This window comes from Geomonas agri, from assembly GCF_020179605.1.
In the GTDB taxonomy this organism is placed as follows: Bacteria; Desulfobacterota; Desulfuromonadia; order Geobacterales; family Geobacteraceae; genus Geomonas; species Geomonas agri.
The window spans coordinates 1,862,569-1,881,251 of sequence record NZ_JAINZO010000001.1 but is presented as its reverse complement, the minus strand read 5'-3'; the positions used below and the strand labels follow the sequence as shown (position 1 = coordinate 1,881,251).

Below are 18,683 nucleotides of genomic sequence, written 5' to 3'. Positions count from 1 at the left end.
TTAAGGCTCCGTGTTATAATTCCTGACAGCCAAACCGAAACGATTCCACAGCTTTAAGGAGCTTATATGTTCACTTCGTCGACTCCCCCCAAGCTTCGCCTCACTACGCTCCCCAACGGGGTGCGGGTAGTTAGCCAGCAGATCCCGGGGATGCAGAGCGCCGCCATCGGTATCCGCATCGACAGCAGCACCCGGAACGAAGAACCCGACACCGGCGGCGCCTCCCATTTCATCGAGCATCTTCTGTTCAAGGGGACCCCGAGCCGCACGGCCGATCAGATTACCGACGAGTTCAACAGCATCGGTGCCCGGGCCAATGCCTACACCAGCCAGGAGGAGGTGTTTTACTACGCCGTCGCACTGGCCTCCATCATCCCGGCCACCTTCGATATCCTGGCCGACATGTTCGTGCACTCCTCGCTCCCGGATGAGGAAGTGGAGAAGGAACGCGGCGTGGTGCTGCAGGAGATCCTGATGAACCAGGACAACCCGAGCCGGTTCATCTACAACCAGTTTCACCAAGGGTTCTGGCAAGGACACCCGCTGGGGACCCCGATCCTCGGCACGGCAGATACCATCGGCGCCATCTCACGGGAGCGCCTGATGGAGCACAAGCGTGCCAATTACCTTACCAACGCCACCATCGTCTCCGTCGCGGGCAACGTGGACCACGACCAGATCGCAGAGCAGGCGGCCCGCCTCCTGGGTGAACTTCCCACCGGTACGCCGCGTGGCAAGAAGGGGGCTGCCGACTACCGGGTCGCCGTCGGCCAGCACGTGCACTACACCCGCCCCATGGAACAGACCCACTTCTACATGGGCTATCCCCTGCCGCCGGCCGGCAATGAACATCGGCACCAGTTGGCCGTTTTCAACCAGATCCTGGGCAGCGGCATGAACTCGCGCCTGTTCCGCGAGGTGCGCGAGCGCAGGGGGCTCGCCTACACCGTCTACTCCATGATGTCCTCCTACTCCGATTCCGCCGGCCTCATGATCTACGCCGGCACCGGCCCGGAACGGGCCCAGGAAGCGGTGGACGTATGCCACACCGAGGTGCTGAGGTTCTGCGAGGAAAAGGTGACCGAGGATGTCCTGGCGGCGGCCAAGGAGCAGATCCGCTGCGCGCGGCTGATGGCTCTGGACGACTGCGAGACCCAGGTACGCAGGATTTCCAACACCACCTCGCTCTTGGGCGCCCCTGAACCGATCGAATCTTCCCTGGAGGGAATAGCCGCGGTCAGCGCCGACGAGGTGCGGGAGGTGGCACAGTTGCTGTTCAAAGACGTGGTGCCGCGGGTGGAATCGGTCGGGCCGGGAGAGGGGCCGGGACTGCCCTGCTAGGGAACCAAGTGCCGCAGGAAATGGAAAGGGGCGAGATGACTCGCCCCTTTTTTTACGCCTGACTGAAACCGATCGTTAACTCATCTCGTCGCTGTCCCCGCACAGGTGCGGGAAGTGCTCGTGGTGCATCTCGTGTTTCAGCCCCGGTATGGTGCCGCACGTGGTGCAGAGATATTTTTCGCTTTGGTCGCTGTAGACGTTGCGTTCACAGGACGAACTCCAAACCCTGACACCGCAGGAATGATCATCCAATTCCACTCCGGTTTCCCTTCTGTCGTCTGTCATGGCCCAATCCTCCATACGTTAAAGCCCGATTATCATCTGGCTTAATTTCAATATACCCCTTGCGAAGGAACCAAGCTCCGATTTTGTGAGGCTCTCGAAGATCAGTTCGTTGCCGACCGGGTGCTCCGGGTCCACCATCCGCTGGATCGGATCCAGTACCTCGGGGAGGTTGCTGTTGTCGAAGGTGGTGTCCGGCTGGTAGCGGCACAGACGTGCATCGTGGTCGTCGGCCAGGCACTCCAGGTGGCGGGTCAAATTCTCTACGTTCTCGAAGCGCCAATCCTCGCCGCAACCCAAAAGGCCTGCGTGCTCGGCGAGGAGCGAGGCGCGCAGGCTGCGGATCGCCGCCGCCATCTCCTCTTCCTGGTTGCCCGGCTCCGCTTCCCAGGCTACGTTGAGCTCCGTGTCTAGCCCCATGCTGCGGTTGGTGGCGTTGGCCGAGCCGATGGTGAGGAAGCGGTCGTCGATCAGGAGCAGCTTACTGTGGATGAAGGTCATCTTGCGGTTGCCGTGGTCCATCTCCGCCGAAGAATAGACGCTCAGGGTATGCCCGGTCTTGTCGGCTACCTGCTGCAGGGCTCGGATCATGCGCATCTGGGGGAGGCCGAGGAACAACTCCTCGGTAAGCGGCAGCCGGTCCGGGAGAATCATGATGATCTGCAACGGAGGACGCTCCGCCATGCTCATCCGGGCCACCAGCGACCAGAACACCACTTGGGAACTGAAATACTGGTTTTCTAGGTAGATGAGGTGCTGAGCCGACATGATGGCGTTGACGAACAGGTGCCTGATCTCGTGGACCTCGCGCTGGTCGGTTAGCGGGGTACGCGCAACGGTCCGGCAGATTGCGACCCGCGAGGTGGTGAGTGGAAAGGCGCCGGCAGGGACCGACGGCGTCAGGGTCCCCGCGTGCGGCAGCTTCAGTTCGCCCCCGCCCGAGTCGCGCCAGCGCTGGCGGAACAGCTCGAGCAGGACCCCGACCACCGGTCCGGTGTGGTAGGTCTGGATATCGTGATACGAACCGTAGTTCGCCCCGTCGACGTCGACCCGGTCGGGGTTGTCCCTCATGTGGCGGCGGTCGTCCCAGCGCGAGGAGCAGATGTCCATCCCTCCAAGATAGGCGATGGTGCCGTCGGCGATTACGAATTTCTGGTGGTGGGTGGCGCCGGTTGCGTGGACGCTGTCGAAGCGAAATTGAACCCGCTTGTTGGTGGTCCAATTGAAGATGATGTCCTGGAACCATTCACGCTCCAGGGAGAAAACGGCGCTGAAGTCCCAGGCGAGGATGTAGATGTGCAGGTACGGGTTCTCCTGGCAGAGCCGCTGCAGGAACTTCAGGAATCTTGTGTCCCCCATGGATCCGTGTTCCTCGTCCCCGCGCAGCAGGCGAACTTCCGAGTCGAATTGCCACCCGGCCAGGAGCAGGTAGCTGCGGGCGGCAATGGAGGTGTGGTAGAAGGCGCGGTAGTAGTCTTCCGCGTCGACCAGCACGCCGGTTTCCTCGACCGGGTAGATGCCCATGCAGTTGGTGCCTGAGTTCAGGACGCTCATGGCAACTCCAGCGTGACCACCAGTGGCAGGTGGTCGGAGGCGACCCTGGTGAGCGGCGTGCGCGGCACCCATACCTGGCGTACCTTGAGCTCACGCGACACGAACATGTGGTCGATGCGCATAAACGGCAGCTGGGACGGCCAAGTGCCGCGAGGGAAGCGTCCCTTTAGGCCGCGCTGCACGTCGTGCAGTTGCCGGGTCAAAAGCCGGTACACCTGCGAGCCCACCATGGCGTTGAAGTCGCCGCACAGTACCACCGGGTGGCTGCATTCCGGATGCTCCAGCCATTCATGACCCGTTATGGCGCGTGCCTGCTGCACCCGCTCCCCCCGGTTCAAACCGAAGTGGGTGGCGAGCACCTGGATCACGTGGCCGCGCAGCGTCACCTCGGCCCAGATCGCGCCGCGGCGTTCGAAGGAGGTGCGCAGCGGGTCGGTGGGCACCGCGCCCGCCTTGATGAGCCGTACCTCGCCGCGGCTGAGCACGGCGTTGCCGTACCCCCCTTCCTTCAGGTGTATGGAAGAGTGGAAATGAAACGACATCTCCAGGGTCATGGCGATGAGGTGGGCCTGATCGATCATCTGGGTGCGCGGCAATCCTGCATCGAGTTCCTGCAGCGCAACGATGTCCGGGTTGCAGCGGTCGATGATCTCGGCGATACGCAGCGGTGAGAGCTTACGATCGGTACCGATGCAACTGTGGACGTTGTAGGTCATGACGGAGAAAGTCTTGGGCATGGGGGGCTCCCTGGCCCAGTAATATTAAAAAACTTTTATAGATTAGCGGGCGCAGGGGGGATGTCAAACAAGGCAACCGGCTAGTACAGGTCTGACTGCTCTGACGGGCGTGGGCCGTAGGGGAGGCTAAGGGGAGGCTGGAGTGGGAGTGGGAGTGGGAGTGGGAGGCGCGCCCGTGTTGCGGGCGCGCTTTTCCCTTATCGCGCCTGCAGGAACTCCAGCAGCAGCCGCACGCCGACGCCGGTGGCGCCTTTGGGGCCGTAGGGGCGGGCCTTGTCGTTCCAGGCGGTGCCGGCAATGTCCAGGTGCGCCCAGCGGGTGTCACCCACGAACTGCTTCAAGAACCACCCGGCGCTGATGGCGCCGCCGTCCCTGCTGCCGGCATTCTTCAGATCGGCGACGTCGCTCTTCATGACCTCGCCGTACTCCTCCCAAAGCGGCAGCGGCCAGACCCGCTCGCCTGTCTCGTCGCCGGCCCGCTTCAAGGCGTCCACCAGGCGCTGGTCGTTGCCCATCAGGCCGCTCGCCTCGTGCCCCAGGGCGACCACGCAGGCCCCGGTAAGGGTGGCGAGATCCACCATGGCGGCGGGCTTGAATTGCTGCCGGGCGAAGTGGAGCGCGTCGCACAGGATCAAGCGTCCTTCGGCGTCGGTGTTGGTGATCTCGATGGTGGTCCCGGACAGGGAGGTGAGGATGTCGCCCGGCTTGAAAGCATTGCCGTCGGGCATGTTCTCTGCGGTGGGGATGACGCCTACCAGGTTCACCGGGAGCTTGAGCCGTGCCGCCGCTTCTAGAGTTCCGAGTACCGCGGCGCTGCCGGCCATGTCGGTTTTCATCGCCTCCATGCCGGCGCCGGGCTTGATGGAAATGCCGCCGGAATCGAAGGTGATCCCCTTGCCGACCAGCGCTACCGGACGCCCCTTGCCGCCGCGGTACTGCAGTACGATCAGGCGTGGCGTGACGGCCGCCCCCTTGCCGACGCCGATCAGAGCATTCATTCCCATCTGCTCCAACTCAGCGAGTTCGTAGACCCGGCACTCCAGCCCATTGCGCTGCGCGAGCTCCAGGGCGGCTTCGGCGAGGTAGGCCGGCGTCACCACGTTGCCGGGATGGGAAACGAGGTCCCGCGCCAGCGAGACGCCGTCGCAGACGATTTGCGCCTGCTGCAGCGCTTCATGCCCGGCCTGCTCCTGGTCTGGGGGGAGCAGCACGGTCATGGTGTCGAACCCGAAACGCTCTTCCTTTTCCTTGGTCTTGTACTGTTCAAAGCTGTAGCTGCCGAGCAGCATTCCGAGGGCTGCATTCTCGACCGCGTCGGGGGCGGCACTGGCCATGTGCAGCGCGCTCGTGAAGGAGGCAACTCGCGCGCCGCGTAGCGCGGATACCGCATTGCCGGCACCCTGGCGCAGACGCTCAGGGCTCATGTCCTTTTTCTTTCCCAGTCCTACCAGCACCAGGCGCTCGGCGGTGAGCTTCCCCAGCGTGTGCAGCACCCGGGCGGAGCCGTTCTTGCCGGTGAACTCACGGCTATGCGCCAGGCGCCCGAGCAGTCCGTCCAGAGCGGCGTCGCAGTCGTGGTACATCTGGTCCTTATCGTCCTCGAAACAACCGAGGACCAGGGCGGAGGTGGCGTGCCGCAGCGGGTGGACTGAGCTAATTTCGATGTTCATGCATACCTCCTAAGGTTCCGTTACTTGCACGGGTGCAGCATCTCGGCCAGCTCGAAAGCGAGTTCGACACTTTGCTCGGCATTGAGGCGCGGATCGCAGTTGGTCTGGTAGTTCTGGTGCAGGTGCTTGTCGAGGAGCTGCCGGCTGCCACCGGTGCATTCGGTGACGTGGTCGCCGGTCAACTCCAGGTGCACTCCGCCCGCCACGGTCCCCTCGGCCTTGTGGATCTCCCAGAAGGTCTTGATCTCGCGCAGGATGTCCTCGAACTTCCTGGACTTCTGCCCGAACTCGTTCTGGTAGGTGTTGCCGTGCATGGGGTCGCAGCTCCAGACCACCCGGTACCCCTCGTGGCTTATCTCGCGCAGCAGCTTGGGGAGGTAGTTGGCCACCTTGTCGGCGCCGAAGCGGGTGATAAGGGTGAGACGTCCAGCTTCGTTGTCCGGGTTCAACCGCTCCACGATAGCCTTGATGTTGTCGAGGTCGTAGTTGGGGCCGATCTTCATCCCCAGCGGGTTCTTCACACCGCGCAGGAACTCGATGTGGGCGCCCTCCAGCTGCCGGGTGCGATCGCCGATCCAGAGCATGTGGCCGCTGCAGTCGTACCAGCCGCCGGTGGTGGAATCCATGCGGGTCAGTGTCTCCTCGTAGTCGAGCAGCAGCGCCTCGTGCGAGGTGTACAGGGTTACCTGGTTCAACTGCGGGGTGTGCTGCGGGTCCAGGCCGATGGCGGTCATGAAGTTGATGGTCTTCCAGATCTGGTGCACCAGGTCCTCGTACTTCTGCCCAGCGGGGAGGGCGTCAAGCGAGGCGCGGTGCCAGGCCTGCACCCGGTCCAGCGCGGCGTAGCCGCCCAGGGTGAAGGAGCGCACCAGGTTGAGCGTGGCGGCGGCACGATAGTATCCCTCCAGCATGCGGCGCGGATCGGGCGTTCTCGCCTCCAGGGTCGGCTCCGGGCTGTTCACCATGTCACCGCGGTAGCTGGGCATTTCAACCCCGTTCACAATTTCGGTATCCGAGGAGCGCGGCTTGGCGTACTGTCCGGCCATGCGTCCGATCTTGATGACCCGCTTCTCGCCGGCGTAGGCGACGACCACGGACATCTGCAGGATGACCTTCAGCAATTCCCGGATGTCGGGCCCCGTGCAGCGCGAGAAATCCTCGGCGCAGTCGCCGCACTGCAGCACGAAGGCATTGCCGTCGACGGCCTCGGCCAGCTGCGCCTTCAAGGTCTGGCACTCGCCGGCGAACACCAGCGGCGGGAGTTGCGACAGCGTTTTCAGTGATTCATCCAGTGCGGGCCCGGCGGGCCACACCGGCTGCTGCAGGGCGGGAAAAGAGCGCCAGCTCGATTTGCTCCATTTCGTGGTAGGCATGCTGAAACCTCTTTTATCGGTGAGAATGGTATCCGTGGCGGCTGCGCGGGCGTGTCGGCGAACGCGTTGCAATGGTAGCAGGATTGAGCGCGATTGAAAAACTAAAAAGTTAATAAAATCAATGAAGGTCATGTTAAAGACTCTTCCAAACCCGCGCTGTCGTGGTATGATGCACGACCATGACTGAGGATCCCTGTACCGACATGACACCGAATGACCCCACTGAACCACCGGCCGAAACTGCACCCGATGCTGCCGTGGAAGCGAAGCAGTGCAGCGCGCAAGACGGCGCACCTGCCCAACCGGTGACTTTACGGAGCGTCCTGTCCCGGCTGGGGGCGGACCTGTACGGCGGCTTGCGCGGCGCATGTCTTCTGGCCTCGGGGTTCGAAAAGCTCGATAGCACGCCGGTTAACCTGGTGCTGCTGGTCTGCGCCGACCTGGTGCTTAACCTGCTGGTCTCCTTGCTGCTGGTGGGGCGAGGTGGGAGCTTCTCGTTATCCTCGTTGCCGTACTTTCTGTTCCACCTGCCGCTTTTCCTGCTCTTTCCGGTAGCCGCGCGGTACCTGGTGCATCGTCCCCTCGCTATCTCCTGCATTGCCGCGGCGCTGGTCGCCTTCAGCATCCCCATCGAAGTCTGCCACGGTATCCTGGAGTGGCTCGCCCAGTGGCGCCCCTTCGAATGGCTCTCCGATTACCTCGCCGCACCGCACTACTACCGCTTCTTCGGCTGGTGGTGCGCAGCCTCCCTGGTCTTTCTGCTGCGCCTGGACGGGTGCCTCGGGGTAGGGCGTCGCCTCCGGTTGGTGCTCCTGTTCCTGGTGCTGGTGGCGGTGCCGCTTTATTACTACCAGCGCGGCGATCTTTGGGTAAGCAACGAAGGGGGCAACGAGAGCGGGGAGTTATCGCTCACCGACGAGGTACTCACGGCCCAGAGCCATCTCCTCGACGACCAACTCGCCGCCCTGCAGCCGGGGCGTCCCGGCCACAGCGATCTCTATTTCGTAGGCTTTGCCGGGGACGCTTCGCAGGACGTCTTCCTCAAAGAACTCAGCGTGACCCGACAGCTCTTCGACACCCGCTTCGGGACGGCGGGGCGGTCGGTGCTGCTGGTTAACAACCCGCAGAGTGCCACCGCGCTCCCCTTCGCCACTGCCGCCAACCTGGAGCGTGCCCTGGTCCGGGTGGGCGAGGTGATGAACCGCGACGAGGACGTCCTCTTTCTCTACTTAAGTTCGCACGGCTCCCGTGACCAGGAACTGGAGGTGAGCAATCCTCCCCTGGAGCTGAAGCAGGTGACGCCGGAGTCCCTGCGGCGCATGCTGCAAAAGTCCGGCATCAAGTACAAGGTCGTGGTGGTGTCGGCTTGCTTCTCGGGCGGATTCATCCAGCCGCTGCAGGATAACGGTAGCCTGGTGATCACGGCGGCCGACGCGACCCACGAGTCCTTCGGCTGCGGTTTCGGTGAGAACTTTACCTGGTTCGGGGAGGCATTCGTCGGCGACGCGTTGCGCGGCACCTACAGTTTTACCGATGCCTTCGAAAAGAGCCGCGACACCATCAGGAAGTGGGAAACCGAGAAGGATGAGACCCCGTCCAACCCGCAGATCTGGGCCGGGAAAGAGATTTGGCCGGTGCTGAAGAGGCTGCAAAAAGAACTGGAACAGCGGGGAGCAAAGTAGGCAGGATGCCGGTGGGGGGCGCTTGTCAGAAGGAATATCCCTCTCCCTCCGGGAGAGGGTGCCCGCAGGGCGGGTGAGGGAAGTCGCTACCAATCCCCTCACCCTGGCCCTCTCCCAGGGGGAGAGGGTAGGTAACAGCAGTGGCTGAGCAGCAACGCTCGGCCTCTTTTTTATCGTGCGCCGCCGACCGTGATGGCGGGGATGAGAAGCGTCGGCTGCGCGTCAGAGACTGGCACGCCCTGGCCATCCTTGCCGCAGGTGCCGATGCCGAAACCGAGGTCGTTGCCCACCATGGCGATCTGGCGCAGCACCGCGGGGCCGTTGCCCGCCAGGGTCGCCCCTCGAACCGGCTCGCCGATAGCGCCGTTCTCGATCAGGTATCCCTCGCTAACCTCGAAGACGAAATCCCCGTTTACCGTGTTGACCTGTCCCCCGCCCATGCGTTTCACGAACAGCCCGTTGGGCACGCACTTAAGTATCTCCCCTGGATCACTTGTGCCCGGCGCGATCAAGGTGTTGGTCATGCGCACGATGGGGCGGTTGCGGTAGGACTCGCGCCGGCCGTTGCCGGTGGAGGCGCAGCCGTCCTTCAGGGCCGAGAGCCGGTCGTACAGGTACCCCTTGAGGATGCCGTTTTCCACCAGCACCGTCTTCTGGGCCGGCGTCCCCTCGCTGTCGAAGCCGAAGGAACCGCGCTGGTAGGGGATGGTGGCGTCGTCGATGACGGTGATCAACTCCGAAGCGACCTGCTCTCCGATCCTGCCCCGGTACACCGAACTTCCCGCCTGCACCAGGTCCGCCTCCAAACCGTGGCCGATCGCCTCATGCACCATGGTTCCCCCCGCCTCGCTGGAAAGGACCACCGGGAACTGTCCTGCCGGGGATTTTCGTGCACCGAGCATCATCACGCCGCGCGCCGCCGCCTTCAGCGCCAGTTCCTCGGGCGGGAAGTCGTCGAAGAGCTCGAAGCCGCGGGCGGCGCCCACCGGCTCATACCCGGTCTGGGTCACCTTGCCGTCCTGTGCCACGACCTGGGTGATAAAGACGGTCGAGCAGGAACTCTCCTCGTGGAACTCCCCCATTGAATTCACGCTCTGTGTCTTGACTCTGGCATCGCGGTACACCGCCAGCACCTGCCGGATGCGCGGGTCGAAGCCGCGGGCGGCACGGTCGGCGCGTTGCACCAACTCCACCTTGCGCGCGAGTTCCACTTGGTCGGGAGGGATCGCCGCCGGGTACCCCTGTGCCGATTTGCGGACGCAGAGGTTGAAATCGGGGTGGGGGATGCCGCTGCGCACGCCGCGGCTCACCGTCTCGGCCAGTTGCAGCAGGGAGTCCTCGTTGAGCTGGTTGGTGTAGGCGTAAGCGGTCGAGAAGCCGGAGATGACGCGGATCCCGATACCGCGGTCCGCAGCCGACAGCACCCGTTCCACCTTGCCGTCCTCGCAGGTGACCGAGGTGTAGGCGCCGTCCTCGTAGTAAATGTCGGCGAACTCGCCCCCAGCGGCCAGGGCGCGTTTCAGGATGGCCTTGGCATCTACGCTTTCGAGCACGGCTCACCTGCCTCGGTCACCTCGGTAACCTGTATCTCCTGTGCCAGCGCCTGCATCATCGACTCCACCTCGGCGGCGAAACATACCGGGTAGTTGACCCGGACGATGCCCCGCTTGCCGTCGATGGTGCTCATCATGGTCAGCCCCTCGTGGGCCTCCAGGATGTACTTCATGTACACGATGTCGCGGTTGGCCAGCTGGTAATAGCGATTGGCGGTATCCATCATTCCTCCCTCGGGCCCCTTCGGCCCGGTCATCGTTCATACCATTTGAAGGTGGAAAAGACAAATCTTCTTTCCCCGGTTGCCGATGCGCCGCTGTCTGATATTTTCTAAGACATGATATTAGTTGGTTCTAATAAATACTCTCTGCCCCCTAAGACCCCGTTCCGACAACTTGCGCAGCTTTGCTGCGTTTTGTTTTTCCTGTTCTTCATGGGAAATGGGGCCTACGCGGCGTGCCGAGCCGACCTCATGGTCCGGTTGGCGAGCGAGACCGACTCCGCGTATATCGGCGAGGGGATCTACGAGAGTACCGCGGTACTGCAGTCCCGGTCGCAGCCCGCCTACCCGGGGCTCCCGGCCCAGTTCCGGGTGCTGCTGAAGAACGCCGGAGACCAGCCCGACCGCTTCCTGCTTAACGGGCCGGGGAGCGGCAGCGGGGTTACTGTCAGCTACCTCGATGGTGCGGGCGCCGACCAGACGGTCGCCTTGTCCGGCGCCGGCTATCTCACGGGGACGCTGGGTCCCGGAGAGTCGCTGGTTGTGCTGGTGCGGGTGAGTCCCACCGCGTTTACCCTGGGTGCCAGCTACCGGGTCGCGGTAACCGCGCTCTCCGTCGGCGACCCACTGGCCGTTGACCAGGCCAAGACGGAGACGGTGGCGTGCGTGCAGACTCCCGCGGTCACCGTCTCCGCACCACCGGACGACACCGCCGCTCCGGGTACCGTGGTCAACTACCCGTACACGGTCACCAACGTCGGTAACGGCGACAATGCCTTCGCCCTCTCCGTCACCATGGGGAGCGGTTGGAGAGGCGAGCTCTTCGCCGACGACGGCGCCGGAGGTGGGGTCGCCGGCGACGGGATCCGCCAGCCCGGCGAGACCAACGGCTGCCTGGGAACGGGATACCTCACGCCCGTATCGTCCTACCGCTTCTTCCTGGCGGTCACGGTACCGGAGGCAGGCGCCAACGGGGCACGCGCTGAGTCGCTGCTTGCGGTGTCGGGCAGCGGGGCGAGCGGCACCGACCAGGTCAACACCACCGCGGTAGCCCCGGTGGTCGTGCTGAGCGAAGGGGTGCGCAACCTCACCAGGGGGGGGATCTTTGCGGCCAGCGCCGATGCCGTGCCCGGAGAGCTGCTGCAGTACCGCATGGCCGTCACCAACGGCGGATCTGCCCCGGCCACCTCGGTAACCATCGACAGCCCCATTCCCGCCGGGCTCTCGGTTGCGCCCGATTCGCTGCTGCTGTCCCTGGTCTCGACCGGGGAAGGGTCCCCCTGCGCCGCTGCTGAGTGCGGGCTGGCCAGGATTGCGGACGGGAGCGTCACAGCGCAACTCGGCTCAGGTGCCACCGTCGCCACCGGCGGTCACCTGCCGCCGGGCAAAACGATCTACCTGTTTTTCAAGGCACAAGTCCAATAATGCAATGATCGGGGAAAGTGATGACGGTCCCGGGATGGCGTAAGATGGGAGGGGAACTGGTCCGGGCATGCCTCCTCGGGGTGGCACTCACGCTTGCCCTCCCGGGTGCTGCGCTCAGCCTCACCCCGTCAGGGACCGTGATCAGCCACGACTTCACCGCCCGCTTCGCGATCCCCGCACTGCGCCAACTCCGCTCAAATCAAACCCAGATCGCCATCAAGGATCTCGCCGATCCGGCGCTGGTTCCCCCACGGACCGCCACCGCCAAGGCCGGAGCCCCGGTCGACTTCCAGCACGTTCTTACCAACAAGGGGAACTTCGCGGACAGTTTCCAGCTGAAGGCGGTGGTGGCGCAGGGGGTGACCGACACCGACCCGGCGCCCACGCTGCGTTTTTACCAGGCCGACGGGGTGACCCCGGTACCGACGACGTCGGAGGGAGTCCAGGTGGTAGGGCCAATTCCCGCGGGTGGCTCGGTGGACCTGGTACTGAGGGCGGTCGCTCCGGCGGGGAGCGAGGGGAAGGTGGCGAACATCGTGGTGTCGGCGACCTCGGTGCTTGTTCCCGCCCGGAGTAGCAGTATCAACGACCAGTTGCTGGTCCCGGTTCCGGGCAACCTCGCAGTCCTGAAGACCGTCAGTCCCGGGGGGGGGGTGTTGCCCGGCACCGTGCTTTCCTACAGTCTCGCCCTGACCAACGGCGCAGCGACGCCGGTATCCGGGGTGCTGGTGGTTGACCCGCTGGATGAGCTCCTCGAGTACCAGCCGGGCAGCGCAGTCTTTTCGGACGGGGCGGCCGGCACGGTGAGCTACGACGCCGGCACCAGGTCGCTGCGCTTTGACATTCCCGAACTCCCGGCGGGTTTTAGCGGTGCAATAACCTTTCGCGCAGCGGTACGCCAGGATGCACCGGGCAACGCCCCCATCGTCAACACGGCCGGCGTCACCAGCAGCCTGAGCAGCGCGCCCGTGCTCAGCAACAGCACCTTCAACACGGTGCTCGCGCGCGCCCTCGCGGTTACCAAGCAGGCCGGCAGCGCCGTCGCTGAGGCGGGGGACATCGTGGGCTACACCGTGCGGGTGGAGAACGTCGGGGCGGCGCCCCTGGAACACGTAACGGTAGAGGACCGCATCCCCAGGGGCTTCCGGTACCTGAAGGGTTCGAGCCACGTCGACGGCTTCGCAGTCGCCGACCCCAAGGGCGGAGCGCAGCTGCTGAGCTGGGACGTGGGAGGCATGGCGCCCGGCGCGGCGAAGGTGCTCTCGTACCGGCTGGTTCTTTCCGCCGAGGTGCCGGTTGGGACCAGCGTCAACTCGGCCCGCGCCTCCGGGGTCACCGAGAGCGGGAGCAGCAGCATTTCCCCTCCGGCCAGTGCGGCGGTCAAGGTGCGTCCCTCCATCCTGGGGGACAAGGCGGTCATCATGGGCAGGGTCTTCCGGGACAGTAACGGCAACGGCATTCCCGACCCGGGTGAGCCGGGAGAGCCGGGCGTCAGGATCTACCTGGAGGACGGCTCCTTCGTGTTCAGCGATGGCGAGGGCAAGTACAGTTTCACCGGGGTTGCTGCCGGCAACCACGTGTTGAAGATAGACCGCAGCACCTTGGACCCCACGCTGCGCTCGCTGCCGTACAACACCGCCTTTGCCGGGGTGGGGTGGTCGCAGTTTGTCACCGTCCCCTTCGGCGGCCCCGCGCGCGGCGACTTCGCCCTGGTGCCGGCGCCAGGCGCGCCCTCGCCGCCGGACGCGGCCGCCGCCGGTGCGGCGCCCCCCACACCCGTCGCTCCCGCGGCTCCCCTGGCGCCCATGGCCTCGGTGACACCCGCGCGCCTCGCCAACCCCGCCGACTGGCTCCTGGTCGGCTTGGGCAGCGCCACCGTGGGCGCCAAGGCCGGTGGCGGCGACGCGGGAGTCTTCCACGAGGAGCGCCTCGCCTTCTACACCCGCGGCAGCCTCCTGGGCGACTACCGGCTGACGGCCGCTTACGACTCGGACAAGGAGCGTCGCGACGGCGTGTTCCAGACCATCGACCCCGAGAAGTATTACCCGGTCTACGGCGACGCCACCGACATCGGCTACGACGCCGAGTCCAGGGGCAAACTCTTCCTGAAGGTCGAATCCGGCCGCTCCTACCTCATGGCGGGCGACTACCGCACCGACCTCTCCGAGAACGAGTTCTCCCGCTATGACCGGGCCCTGAACGGGGTCAAGCTGGAGGTGAACCGGGACCACCTTACCGTGAAAGGGTTCGAAAGCCGCACCGAGGAAACCATCGTCCGCGACCAGATCGCCGGCAACGGCACCTCCGGCAACTACCTGCTGACGCGCCGGCCCGTCTTCGAGAACAGCGAGCGGGTCCGCATCGAGGTGCGCGACCGCTACCACTCGGAACGGGTCCTGTCGATCACCGAAAAGGTGCGCTACGCCGACTACTCCATCGACTACCTCGCCGGCACCATCCTCTTCAAGGAGCCGGTCCCATCGCTGGACCAGTTTCTGAACCCGGTCACCATCGTGGTCACCTACCAGGCCCAGGGCGGAGGTGAGGAGCGCTACGTCTACGGCGGGCGCGCCCAGTTGCGCACCGACCAGGGCTCCTACCTTGGCACAACCGCGGTGATCGAGGAGCACGCCGGCCGCGACACCTCGCTGTACGGTCTCGATGGTGGCTGGCGCCTGGGCACGTGGCTCACGTTAAAGGGGGAAGGGGCGGTCAGCGAGAGCCTGGAAAAAGGGAGAGGGAGCGCCTGGAAGACGGACCTGACCCTGCGGCCGCTGGACCCCATCGCCCTGGGGCTCTACTACCGCAAGGTCGACGCCGATTTCTTCAACCCCTCCATGAGCGGCAACGAGACCGGCACCGAGAAGTACGGCGGCCGGCTCGATTACCGCGCACCCTTCAGCACCCTCCTGTTCGCGGAGAGCTTCGTGCAGCGCGACGAGATCGCCAGGCGCAGGCTGGTCGGCAACCAGTTGGCGGCGACCCGAAAATTCAGCCTGCTCGATGCGGAGGCGGGCGTGAAGCTGATGAGCGAGGAGAAGGAGGGCAAGAGCGGTGACGCCGACCTCGTCTACGGCGGCGTGAAAGGAAGCCTCACCCCCAGGCTCGACGCGACCTTGCACCGCGAGCAGTTGCTCTCCTCTTCCAGCATCGCGGAGTACCAGTCCAAGACCTTCTTGAAGCTCGACTACCGCCTGAGCGAGCGCACCAAGGCCTTTGTCACCGAGGAATACCAGGAAGGTTCCCCCCTGATCCGGCACGCAACCCTGTTCGGGCTGGAGAGCAGGCTTTCCGACCGGATGCGCCTCACCACCGGCTACAGCCTTTCCAGCGGCGTCCTCGGCAGCACCGAGCAGAGCAACGTCGATCTGCACAGCAAGCTGGTGGAGCAGGATGGCTTCAGCCTCGCCTCCCGCACCGGCTACCAGCTGGAAAATTCCCTCTCTGGCGAGCGCGGCCAAGCGGTCCTTGGGCTGAACAGTCGCTACCGCGTGGCGGAGGGGCTCCTGGTCAACTCCAGCCTGGAGCGGGTGCAGACGGTGCAGGGCGACGGCGGCACCCGTACCGCGTTCACCCTGGCCGGTGAGTACCTGCGTACCCGGGACCTGAAGCTGACCGGCCGCTACGAGATCCGTACCGGGCCGGGCGAGACCGCCTCACTCTACGGCGCCCATGCCGCCTACCGCTGGAACCCCTCCTTCACGCTCCTGGGGAAGGCCTCCTTCTGGGACCGCGACACCGATGCCGGCGACGACGTCACCGTGGACAGCTACCTGGGCGGCGCCTTTCGCCCCCTGGCCGGCAACCCGCTCCAGCTCCTTTCCCTGGTGCGCTACAAGGTGGAGAAGCGGGGTACCCTGGCAGGAAGCCCGGACCTGCGCAGCGTGATCGTCTCAGCGGAACCGACCTACCGGCTGGTGAGCCGGTGGACCGCCCAGGGGAAGTACGCCGGCAAAGTGAGCTGGGCTAACGGGACCGGGGGAGCCTGGAATACCTACACCGACCTGGTCCTGGCCGGCCTCTCCTACGACCTTGCCGAGCGCTGGGAGCTCTCCGCCTACCTGAAACTGTTGAACCAGTACGATGCGGGCATGCACTCCCTCGGCGCGGTCGGCAGCGCGGGGTACCGGGTCTACCGCAACGTGGTTCTCTCCGCAGGCTACAACTACGCCCGGCTCGACGACCGCGACCTCACCGGCGAAAGCTACCAGGGGCAGGGCCCCTTCTTCGGCATCAAGGTGAAGCTCGACGAGGACATGTTCGAATCGGCCGATGCCAGGGTGCTGCCGCTGCCCGATCCTCCCCCGGCGCCGGTGGCCGCGGCTCCACCCGAACCGGAACCGGTGCCGGCCGTTCTGGTCACCCTGGAGCGGATCGACGAACCGTTGCTCCTTTCCGGCAGCGCTGAGCTCTTCACCCTGCTGGTCAACGGCGAGTCGGCCCGGCTCCCCTCCACTGCGGTCACCCTGTCCCGGGAACGGCTCGCCTCGCTGGACCTGAAGGGGGGACGCTTCGCTATCCCGCTGCGGCTGCTGGCCAGCGTCGAAGATCCGGACCAGATCCGTTCCTGGAGCATCACTTTCATGAACCGCTCCGGCGAGGAGATCAGGAAGATCGGCGGCAAGGGCGCTCCCCCCGGGCGCATCGACTGGGAGGGGAAGACCGACCGGAGCAAAGTGGAACAGGGAGAAATCTACCAGTGCCAGCTCCAGGTCACCTACCTGGACGGCTCCGTGTTCCGTACCGGCCGCGAACTTTTCGGCGTCAACCGGCGCGAGGCCGTGCTGCTGACCCTGGCCGGCGGCGCCTTCGTCTTCGACAAGTCGGCCCTGACCACCGAGGCCAAGCGCCTTTTGAGCGGGGCGGCCCGCGTGCTGCGGGAGCATCCCGACGAGAAGGTCATCGTCGAGGGGCATACCGACGGCATCGGCAGCGTGGAGTACAACATGGCCCTCTCCAGGAGACGCTGCGACGCGGCCGCAGACTACCTGGTGCGCTCGGAAGGGATCGCCCCGACGCAGCTGGTGCGGCGCTGGTTCGGCAAGTCCAGGCCAGTCGCGGAGAACGTGACCACACCGGGGCGGCGCCTGAACCGCCGCGTGGAACTGAAGGGTGACTACGAGCAGCTGCGGCCGACCGGCCCCGATGACAGGTATCGCACCCGCCCCTTCGTGATCATCAACGGGCGCGACATCCCGGTCGATTCGCTGGGGCGCTACGAAACCTCTCTCCCCGGCGAGACCGGCCGCCTCAAGGTGGAGATGGGGGATTCGCGCGGCAGGTTTCTCGCCACCGAACTGCCGCTGCCGGAACTCACCATCGTGCAACCTGCCGGTGCCGTCGTGGTCCGCTACGGTGCTGCCGCTTCCGGTGTCAGCGTCTCTCCCGACGGCGCCATCCAGTGCCGGGTCTCGGGGGCTGCCGGTGAAGGGGAGCGCCTGGAGCTCGATGGCCGCGAGGTCCCGCAGAACCCCCTGGGGGCCTTCGCCCTCGACTTCCCGCTCGGCAGCGGCGACCGGGTGCTGGGCATGGTGGTCAGGAACGGGGCCGGGTGCTCCAAGCTCCTCAACCTGCGGCTGCGCTCGGAAAAACAGCTCATCATGCCGGAGGTGGCTCAGCCATGACAGTGCGGGAGCGTGTGCGGAAATGGGCCGGCTTGGCCGCGGAGACAACGCTCTCCCTGCTGCTGGTCCTGGTGCTCTTCTGGCTCTTCATCCTGTTCCTGTTTGCCGTGTTCCCTTCGGGGACGCCCCTCAAGGAACTGGTCACCGAACCGGGCGAGCCGTCGCCGGCGCGCGGCGCCAGGCGCCCCGAGGCGGCGCTGCAGTCGCTGGTCCGGGACGTTCGTTGCCGGCGCGGCGACTCCGTCGCCTGGGGCGATGCCAGCGAGGGGATGCTCCTGTACAACCGCGACGCCATCCAGACCTTCGACCGTTCCGGCGCCACCATCTCCTTTGCACCCGGCGACGCCCTGGCCATGGGGAGCAACTCCATGGTGGTGGTGACCCGGCTGAACGAGACGGTGGAGGGGGGACCGAGGTCGTACCGGGTCCACGTCGAGGGGGAACTGCGCGGAAGCTTATCAGCGGAGAAGCGGGTGCGCCTGGAGGTCGCCACCGCCGGTCACCTGGCCCGGGTGGTGCCGGGCCACTCGCGCTTCATCTTCACCCCCCTCGGGGACAACGCCTCCAGCCTCACCGTCCATGCCGGGGAAGTCCGGGTCCAGGGCGAGGACGGGGTGATCAGGGTCCCGGCCCACTACGGCGTGACGATCAGGCGCGGGGTGCCGCTGGGGCCCGGGCTGCCCCTGCCGGGCTCCCCCAGGCTGAAGAACGAGAACCTGCTCTACCGCTACCGCCAGCTGCCGCCCAAGGTCCGCTTCAACTGGACCGGCGGCGAAGGGGTCTATCATTTCCAGCTCTCCAACGAGCCGCGCTTTATGAAGGTGCTGTTGGACAGCAGGGTCGCCGGCACCGAGTTCGCCGCGGGGCTGCTCGATGCCGGGAGCTACTACTGGCGGGTGAGCCGTATCGAGGATGGGAGGGAAGGGCCCTTCAGCCGGACCGGGCGCTGCCGGTTGCAGCAGCTTTTAGACCCGCCCCAGCTTCGGGTCGAGTTCCCTCCAGCCACGGTCGGCATCGGGGGCTTTCGCGTCACCGGCAGGTGCCAGCCTGGCTCCACGGTCTACGTGAACGGGATGGCGGCGGCCATGGCCGATGACGGTAGCTTCAGCCACGAGATCGAGCTCAAGTCGGGAGTCAACCTGATCCGGGTCGAGGCGGTCGACCAGGCCGGCAATGCCAGCTACGCCTCGCGCGTGGTGTACGGCAAAGAATAGGGGAGGC

12 protein-coding genes are annotated in these 18,683 nt (G+C 65.3%); 5 read left to right on the top strand and 7 right to left on the bottom strand.

Annotation, left to right across the window (positions count from 1 at the left end; all coding sequences use genetic code 11):
- Window positions 1-66: 66 nt before the first annotated feature.
- Window positions 67-1,341: a M16 family metallopeptidase gene (locus K7R21_RS08145; protein ID WP_224982773.1), complete on the top strand. Its 1,275-nt coding sequence runs from the start codon at window positions 67-69 to the stop codon at window positions 1,339-1,341.
- 75 nt (window positions 1,342-1,416) lie between these two features.
- On the opposite strand, the gene K7R21_RS08140 is transcribed toward K7R21_RS08145, so the two are convergent.
- The 5 genes from K7R21_RS08140 to K7R21_RS08120 form a co-directional block, all read right to left on the bottom strand.
- Window positions 1,417-1,626, bottom strand: coding sequence for a hypothetical protein (locus K7R21_RS08140; RefSeq protein ID WP_224982772.1), 210 nt, complete (start codon window positions 1,624-1,626; stop codon window positions 1,417-1,419).
- 18 nt (window positions 1,627-1,644) lie between these two features.
- Window positions 1,645-3,177, bottom strand: coding sequence for a phospholipase D-like domain-containing protein (locus K7R21_RS08135; RefSeq protein WP_224982771.1), 1,533 nt, complete (start codon window positions 3,175-3,177; stop codon window positions 1,645-1,647).
- Entirely contained in the window at window positions 3,174-3,914 is a 741-nt protein-coding gene (locus K7R21_RS08130; RefSeq protein ID WP_224982770.1) for an endonuclease/exonuclease/phosphatase family protein, read from the bottom strand. Before K7R21_RS08130 ends, K7R21_RS08135 begins: the two co-directional genes overlap by 4 nt.
- Before the next feature lie 197 nt (window positions 3,915-4,111).
- On the bottom strand, window positions 4,112-5,584 hold the full coding sequence (locus K7R21_RS08125) for a leucyl aminopeptidase (protein WP_224982769.1): 1,473 nt from the start codon (window positions 5,582-5,584) through the stop codon (window positions 4,112-4,114).
- A 20-nt stretch (window positions 5,585-5,604) separates the two neighbouring features.
- Window positions 5,605-6,957 carry a class II 3-deoxy-7-phosphoheptulonate synthase gene (locus K7R21_RS08120; RefSeq protein ID WP_224982768.1) on the bottom strand — a complete coding sequence of 451 codons (1,353 nt, stop codon included), beginning with the start codon at window positions 6,955-6,957 and terminating at the stop codon, window positions 5,605-5,607.
- A 203-nt stretch (window positions 6,958-7,160) separates the two neighbouring features.
- Here K7R21_RS08120 and K7R21_RS08115 point away from each other — a divergent pair, with 203 nt between their 5' ends.
- Window positions 7,161-8,639: a C13 family peptidase gene (locus tag K7R21_RS08115; protein ID WP_224982767.1), complete on the top strand. Its 1,479-nt coding sequence runs from the start codon at window positions 7,161-7,163 to the stop codon at window positions 8,637-8,639.
- A gap of 170 nt (window positions 8,640-8,809) precedes the next feature.
- On the opposite strand, the gene K7R21_RS08110 is transcribed toward K7R21_RS08115, so the two are convergent.
- Window positions 8,810-10,192 carry a TldD/PmbA family protein gene (locus K7R21_RS08110; protein ID WP_224982766.1) on the bottom strand — a complete coding sequence of 461 codons (1,383 nt, stop codon included), beginning with the start codon at window positions 10,190-10,192 and terminating at the stop codon, window positions 8,810-8,812.
- On the bottom strand, window positions 10,177-10,416 hold the full coding sequence (locus K7R21_RS08105; RefSeq protein WP_224982765.1) for a DUF4911 domain-containing protein: 240 nt from the start codon (window positions 10,414-10,416) through the stop codon (window positions 10,177-10,179). Before K7R21_RS08105 ends, K7R21_RS08110 begins: the two co-directional genes overlap by 16 nt.
- 249 nt (window positions 10,417-10,665) lie before the next feature.
- Here K7R21_RS08105 and K7R21_RS08100 point away from each other — a divergent pair, with 249 nt between their 5' ends.
- Genes K7R21_RS08100 through K7R21_RS08090 form a run of 3 tightly spaced genes read left to right on the top strand, consistent with a single transcriptional unit; the run spans window position 10,666 to window position 18,676 of the window.
- Window positions 10,666-11,838 (top strand): DUF11 domain-containing protein, encoded by a 1,173-nt coding sequence (locus tag K7R21_RS08100; protein ID WP_224982764.1) that lies wholly within the window; start codon window positions 10,666-10,668, stop codon window positions 11,836-11,838.
- Window positions 11,839-11,858: 20 nt separating this feature from the next.
- Entirely contained in the window at window positions 11,859-17,462 is a 5,604-nt protein-coding gene (locus K7R21_RS08095; protein ID WP_224982763.1) for an OmpA family protein, read from the top strand.
- Window positions 17,459-18,676 carry a hypothetical protein gene (locus K7R21_RS08090; RefSeq protein WP_224982762.1) on the top strand — a complete coding sequence of 406 codons (1,218 nt, stop codon included), beginning with the start codon at window positions 17,459-17,461 and terminating at the stop codon, window positions 18,674-18,676. Before K7R21_RS08095 ends, K7R21_RS08090 begins: the two co-directional genes overlap by 4 nt.
- Window positions 18,677-18,683: the final 7 nt, after the last annotated feature.

Bases quoted from the DNA above. Each gene is read 5' to 3' on its own strand.
- K7R21_RS08145 (WP_224982773.1), top strand. From the start codon at position 67: ATGTTCACTTCGTCGACTCCCCCCAAGCTTCGCCTCACTACGCTCCCC.
- K7R21_RS08140 (WP_224982772.1), bottom strand. From the start codon at position 1,626: ATGACAGACGACAGAAGGGAAACCGGAGTGGAATTGGATGATCATTCC.
- K7R21_RS08135 (WP_224982771.1), bottom strand. From the start codon at position 3,177: ATGAGCGTCCTGAACTCAGGCACCAACTGCATGGGCATCTACCCGGTC.
- K7R21_RS08130 (WP_224982770.1), bottom strand. From the start codon at position 3,914: ATGCCCAAGACTTTCTCCGTCATGACCTACAACGTCCACAGTTGCATC.
- K7R21_RS08125 (WP_224982769.1), bottom strand. From the start codon at position 5,584: ATGAACATCGAAATTAGCTCAGTCCACCCGCTGCGGCACGCCACCTCC.
- K7R21_RS08120 (WP_224982768.1), bottom strand. From the start codon at position 6,957: ATGCCTACCACGAAATGGAGCAAATCGAGCTGGCGCTCTTTTCCCGCC.
- K7R21_RS08115 (WP_224982767.1), top strand. From the start codon at position 7,161: ATGACACCGAATGACCCCACTGAACCACCGGCCGAAACTGCACCCGAT.
- K7R21_RS08105 (WP_224982765.1), bottom strand. From the start codon at position 10,416: ATGGATACCGCCAATCGCTATTACCAGCTGGCCAACCGCGACATCGTG.
- K7R21_RS08100 (WP_224982764.1), top strand. From the start codon at position 10,666: ATGGTCCGGTTGGCGAGCGAGACCGACTCCGCGTATATCGGCGAGGGG.
- K7R21_RS08095 (WP_224982763.1), top strand. From the start codon at position 11,859: ATGACGGTCCCGGGATGGCGTAAGATGGGAGGGGAACTGGTCCGGGCA.
- K7R21_RS08090 (WP_224982762.1), top strand. From the start codon at position 17,459: ATGACAGTGCGGGAGCGTGTGCGGAAATGGGCCGGCTTGGCCGCGGAG.